General features: G+C 42.5%; 5 protein-coding genes. 4 read left to right on the top strand and 1 reads right to left on the bottom strand.

Features of this window, described 5'->3' with window-relative positions:
• Positions 1–331: 331 nt before the first annotated feature.
• On the bottom strand, positions 332–2,041 hold the full coding sequence (gene menD, locus PX636_RS21325; RefSeq protein ID WP_288118755.1) for a 2-succinyl-5-enolpyruvyl-6-hydroxy-3-cyclohexene-1-carboxylic-acid synthase: 1,710 nt from the start codon (positions 2,039–2,041) through the stop codon (positions 332–334).
• A gap of 279 nt (positions 2,042–2,320) precedes the next feature.
• Between menD and PX636_RS21320 the strand changes: the two genes are divergently transcribed.
• The 4 genes from PX636_RS21320 to PX636_RS21305 all read left to right on the top strand — a co-directional run bounded on the left by PX636_RS21320 (position 2,321) and on the right by PX636_RS21305 (position 5,168).
• A complete protein-coding gene (locus PX636_RS21320; protein WP_004162447.1) occupies positions 2,321–2,731 on the top strand; it encodes a M67 family metallopeptidase in 411 nt (136 codons plus the stop codon).
• 6 nt (positions 2,732–2,737) lie between these two features.
• Positions 2,738–3,250, top strand: coding sequence for a cobalamin biosynthesis protein (locus PX636_RS21315; RefSeq protein WP_288118752.1), 513 nt, complete (start codon positions 2,738–2,740; stop codon positions 3,248–3,250).
• A 7-nt stretch (positions 3,251–3,257) separates the two neighbouring features.
• Complete coding sequence (locus PX636_RS21310; RefSeq protein WP_287737738.1) at positions 3,258–4,433, top strand: lipid-A-disaccharide synthase-related protein; 1,176 nt, start codon at positions 3,258–3,260, stop codon at positions 4,431–4,433.
• Positions 4,434–4,694: 261 nt separating this feature from the next.
• A complete protein-coding gene (locus PX636_RS21305; protein ID WP_288118749.1) occupies positions 4,695–5,168 on the top strand; it encodes a DUF4164 family protein in 474 nt (157 codons plus the stop codon).
• The last annotated feature ends 107 nt before the right edge of the window (positions 5,169–5,275 follow it).

Here is a 5,275-nt window from a genome sequence, read left to right as displayed (position 1 = left end):
TGGTGGCAGTGGAAAGACTAGAGGTATTCAGTTTTAAAATCAGTAGGGACAAGACCAAGCTAATCACCAAAGAAGTCACTCCCGATCGCCATTGTTCCGGGGGAAAGATAGAATATCTAGGGAGAGAAAATTGTCTTGATTTTTGCCGTCTTTGTCGATTCATCGGACTCTTTTAACTCTTTCCACCCATTGTATTCACTTTCTCGAAAAAGGGAATTAATACTAAATCCGTTGAGTATATGCTACCTATCAGGATAGGCACTCTTGCAATAGGCAGCTTTATTCTCCCCACTTCCCCACACCCCACACCCCACACCCCACACCCCACACCCTACACATAATTACTGAGGAACCATTGGGTATTAAAAGCTCGATCGCAGGATATTTCTAGTAATCTTATCCCTGATTCCGGCAAAACTGCGATTTTTTGCTCAAAATCAGTCCAATCGCTGATTAAATGGTAATCAATACCGTAGGTGCGACAGAGTTGGCAAAAGTCGATATTTTGGGGAGTGGCAAAAAATTCTTCAAAGGGAGGGTCAAATTTGGCGATCGGCAACATCTGGAAAATGCCTCCCCCCTTGTTATTGATTAAAATTATGGTCAAGGAGCCAACAAAATATTTTTTGATTAAAAAACCATTTGTGTCGTGTAATAGGGCTAAATCTCCCGTTAATAGCAGACTGGGGACATTTTTATAAGCTATTCCTATCGCAGTGGAGAGGTTGCCGTCGATGCCATTGGCCCCGCGGTTAAAATAGGGACGAATTTGGCGATCGCTAGGCGGGTTAAAAAACTCGGCATAGCGAACAGGCATACTATTAGAGATAAAGATCGGGGTGCGGGGGGGGAGGTATTGGGAGAGCAGCCAGGGGATTTTACCTTCAATCAGTTTAGTTTCTGCTGCCAAAAGGCGATCGATGGTTAATCGAGCTTGCTGGTCGAATTTTTGCCATAATTGCCGATATTCTCGATTATTATCGGTTTTATCTGGGAATAAATCCCCTAATTGCTCGATATTTACCCTGAGATGTCCGGTTTTTCCCTGTAGAGGATCGTAATTATCGGGATGGGGATCGATAATCCAGCGCGGACAGTCGATTTCTTCTAACCAGGTCCGTAATTCTTTGCTGGTGGGTAATTCGCCAATTTGCAGGACAACATCGGGGGTTAATTGGGTCCTAAGGGCAGGATTCCGCAATAATAAATCATAGGTGGTGATGAGATGGGGATTTAACCCTGCATAGTTTCGCAGAGGAGATAAAGCTTCCGCTAAGACGGGATATTGTTGCGATCGGGCTAAATTAGCGATCGCCTGACAGTAACTTTCAGGGTTTTGCGGGGAAGCTAATCCCGCGATGATAATTCCTTTGGAGGGTAAAGAATTAATTTGGAGAATTGAGTGGTTAATGGCGATATTTTGCCGAGATATATGGCTAAAAAAAGCCTCTTGGTCAAAATTAGCCTCTAAATTGTTAATTTCTAGATCGGGAGTTGGTGCGAGGGGATCCCGAAATGGTAAGTTGAGATGCACCACTCCGGGGACAGGATCAAGACAGCGCCACCACGCGTGGATGATAGTTTGACGGAGATAGCGTAAACGCTCGATATTGGCACTAGGACAGCTAATTTCCGCTTGCCAGTTGGGATAATTACCGTAGAGTTTGACTTGATCGATAGTCTGACCGGCATGAGCATGACGCAATTCTGGGGGGCGATCGGCGGTTAGAATTAATAAAGGGACATGACTTTCTTTTGCTTCAATGACTGCGGGATAAAAATTAGCCGTGGCGGTCCCGGAAGTGCAGACTAAAACCACCGGTTGATACAATTGTTTGGCTAATCCCAGGGCAAAAAAAGCGGCCGAGCGCTCGTCTAAGATGGGAATAGCTTCAATCTGGGGATGTCTTGCCAAGGCTATCGTTAAAGGAGTCGATCGCGATCCGGGAGAAACCACCCCTATCTTCAATCCCAAACGGGCCAATGTTTCGACTAAAATAGAACCCCAAAGTGTATTAAGATTGCGAAAATCGATCGACATTTATCAGTTCAGTGCAAAGGTTAGGGAACAATAAGATAAATTTAACATTGGCTGGAACCGGCCAAGAATAAGTTATTCCTAAGTCAGCGATGCAGAAGTTACTAAAAGAGAGCGAAGGCAATTAGTCCCTACAATAATATTATTGCGCCAATGGTAAGGGCGCATCGCGTACGGACAAAATGTCCTATAGATATTTCGACCAAATTGAGATGCACCCAGTTTTCAAGTTCCCTATAGCCAAAGCAAACTAACATCAATAGGTTTTGAAAATTTTCCCTTATGATCCTGATTACAGACCAAATTTCCCAGCGTATTTTCACCCACGCAGAATCCACCTATCCCGAAGAATGTTGTGGGTTACTCTTGGGAAAAATTACCGAAACAGCAGCCCAAGTGATCACCGTGCAAACCACAGAAAATAACTGGTCAGGTAATAGGAAAAACCGCTTTAGTATTGCTCCAGAAGTGCTTTTACAAGCTCAAAAATCGGCGCGGGAAAACCAGCTAGAAATTATTGGTATCTATCATTCCCATCCCGATCATGCCGCCATTCCCTCGGAAATCGATCGCCAATTAGCCTGGTCAGGATATACTTATTTAATTGTCTCCGTCGTTTCAGGACGAGCGATCGATTTACAAGCTTGGCAACTGGACGAAGGCGAACAATTTCAACCGGTAAAAATATTGTAGTCTTGTATGACTAGCGCTTCCCCCGCTTTCCACTCACCCGCAATCGATTTAATCGGGATAGGTCCCCTGTGGACAGGTTTTAGCCAACCTGGTTTTTCCCCCGATCCTTCCGGGGTAAAAGTGCAGTGCCATGGAGGAGTATTATGGTTAGGAATAGGTTGCATCCGTGGGACGGAGAAAGCGGTCATAGATAGGGCAATTAGGGCTGTTTTTAAGCGTTATCACCTCTCTTTAGCCGCTATTGCCGGTATCGCCACCCTTGACATCAAAGCTAATGAACAGGGTTTAATTGCCTACTGTCAGGAGAAGGGATTGCCACTAAAAACCTTTACTGCCGAGGAGTTGAGAGATATTAATGTCCCCAATCCCTCAGCTATTGTCAACAAGAAAGAAGGAACCCCTAGCGTCGCTGAAGCTGCCGCTTTAAAAATGGGCCATACTTTGCTAGTAAGCAAGCAAATAGAAGCCAAATCGGTGACGGTGGCGGTTTCTTTGGCAGCAAGGGAATATAGAGGATAACAAATCGATGCTTAAACAGGTTTTATTTCTTAGTAATGGTCATGGCGAGGATTTAAATGCTAGTTTAATTCTGGGGGAATTACAAAAAATTCAGCCCCAATTATCTATAGCTGCTTTGCCTTTAGTGGGAGAGGGAAAAGCTTATCAAAAATTGCCAGTACCAATTATTGCCCCCACTGCCACTATGCCATCGGGGGGAATTATTTATACCAATCCTTTGAATTGGATTAAGGATATTGGTGCGGGATTAATTAGTCTAACTATTCAGCAAATTCAGGCAGCTTTTAAAGTTAGCAAGGATTGTGATTTATTGATAGCAGTGGGGGATATCGTGCCGATTGCGATCGCTAGTTTAACCAGTCGTCCCTTTGTGGCTTTTATTGTTTCTACTTCCAGTTATTACGAAGGCACAATTAAATTACCTTTGCTGACAAAATTATGTTTAAGATCGAAGAATTGTTTAAGAGTTTTTACCCGGGATAAATATACAGCAACAGACCTACAAAATCGGGGTATTAAAAAAGCGATTTTTGCCGGTTATCCGATTATGGATGTCTTAACACCAACGGGTAAAGATTTAGAATTAGATCGTCAAATTCCCATGATTGCTTTATTAGCGGGGAGTCGTTTACCCGAAGCTTTGAGTAATTTGGCTTTACAGTTACAAGTCTGTGAGGAAATAGTTAAAATTAAACCGATGCAGTTTCGGGCTGCTATCATTCCTAGTATCAGAGAAACCGACTTAGAAAATTTAGCTAAACAAGAGGGATGGCATTATTTAGGAGCGGGAAAATTAGAGAAAAATGGGGCTTTATTGTGCTGTTATCGTGATGCTTTTGCCGATATTCTACACCATTGTGACGCTTGTTTAGCCATGGCGGGTACAGCAGTAGAACAAGCGGTGGGATTAGGAAAACCCGTCCTACAAATACCCGGATTTGGTCCCCAATTTACCTACCCTTTTGCCGAGGCACAGATGCGCTTATTAGGGGAATCGGTGATAACTATTGGACAGAAACCCACGGAGGTAAATTTATTTAAAAATGCCGCGGTTAAAATTATTGATATTTTGGCAGATTCTCGTTATTTACACAGATGTTTAGAAAATGGCAAAATTAGAGTGGGAGAGTCCGGAGGTAGCAGAAATATTGCCGAGGAAATTTATAGCATTTTTCAAAAGTAATGGCAGAGATAGTTATACTAAATCCGTTGAGTATAGGCTACATATCAGGAGAGGCAATAGGCAATAGAGGCAATAGAACGTAGGTTGGGTTGAAGCATGAAACCCAACACCTGCAAGGGTTACGCTACCGCTAACCCATCCTACAAATAATTGTGCCTCCCTACTTATCAGGACAGGCAATAAATAATCAGTCTTTAATAACCGGATTTAGGATTAAAATAAAATTATTGTACTATCATTACTCCCAGGGATTTTACCAAAATGTCTAACGAAACCGTTACTTATAGTCTTGAATCCGTCCTCAAGGAAATCAAAGACAGCATCAAGGAAGTTAACCAAAAAATCGATACCTTCCAACAGGATGTTAACCAGAAATTTGACAGCCTACAGAAGGATTTTAACCAAAAAATCGATACCTTGCAACAGGATGTTAACCAGAAATTTGACAGCCTACAGAAGGATGTTAACCAGAAATTTGACAGCCTACAAAAGGATATTAACCAGAAATTTGACAGCCTACAGAAGGATTTTAACCAGAAATTTGACAAAATCGACGAACGGCTAACTAAGCTAGAGGTAGGACAAGCAAAACTAACTGAGAAAGTCGATGGGATGGATAGAAGACTAGAAAAGGTGGAAGGAACCCAAAAAAATCAAGTTTGGACGTTAATTATTCTTTTAGGAGGAGCGATCGGCACAGCAGCATGGCGCTCTTTCTTTTCTGGCAATCCTTAGAAATATTACTATAATTTCTCACTTTAGGGTAGTTATGAGGGGAAATTAGCAGATGTGAAACTCAGGTTAAAAATAAGGGATATTTAACCCATCCTACCCCTAATTAT

Source organism: Microcystis sp. M53598_WE2 (genome assembly GCF_030067735.1).
Classification (GTDB): domain Bacteria; phylum Cyanobacteriota; class Cyanobacteriia; order Cyanobacteriales; family Microcystaceae; genus Microcystis; species Microcystis aeruginosa.
This window is presented reverse-complemented; position numbering and strand designations above follow the sequence as displayed.

What these genes read in the sequence shown, in the direction of transcription:
- menD (WP_288118755.1), bottom strand. Translation starts at nt 2,041, where the DNA reads ATGTCGATCGATTTTCGCAATCTTAATACACTTTGGGGTTCTATTTTA.
- PX636_RS21320 (WP_004162447.1), top strand. Translation starts at nt 2,321, where the DNA reads ATGATCCTGATTACAGACCAAATTTCCCAGCGTATTTTCACCCACGCA.
- PX636_RS21315 (WP_288118752.1), top strand. Translation starts at nt 2,738, where the DNA reads ATGACTAGCGCTTCCCCCGCTTTCCACTCACCCGCAATCGATTTAATC.
- PX636_RS21310 (WP_287737738.1), top strand. Translation starts at nt 3,258, where the DNA reads ATGCTTAAACAGGTTTTATTTCTTAGTAATGGTCATGGCGAGGATTTA.
- PX636_RS21305 (WP_288118749.1), top strand. Translation starts at nt 4,695, where the DNA reads ATGTCTAACGAAACCGTTACTTATAGTCTTGAATCCGTCCTCAAGGAA.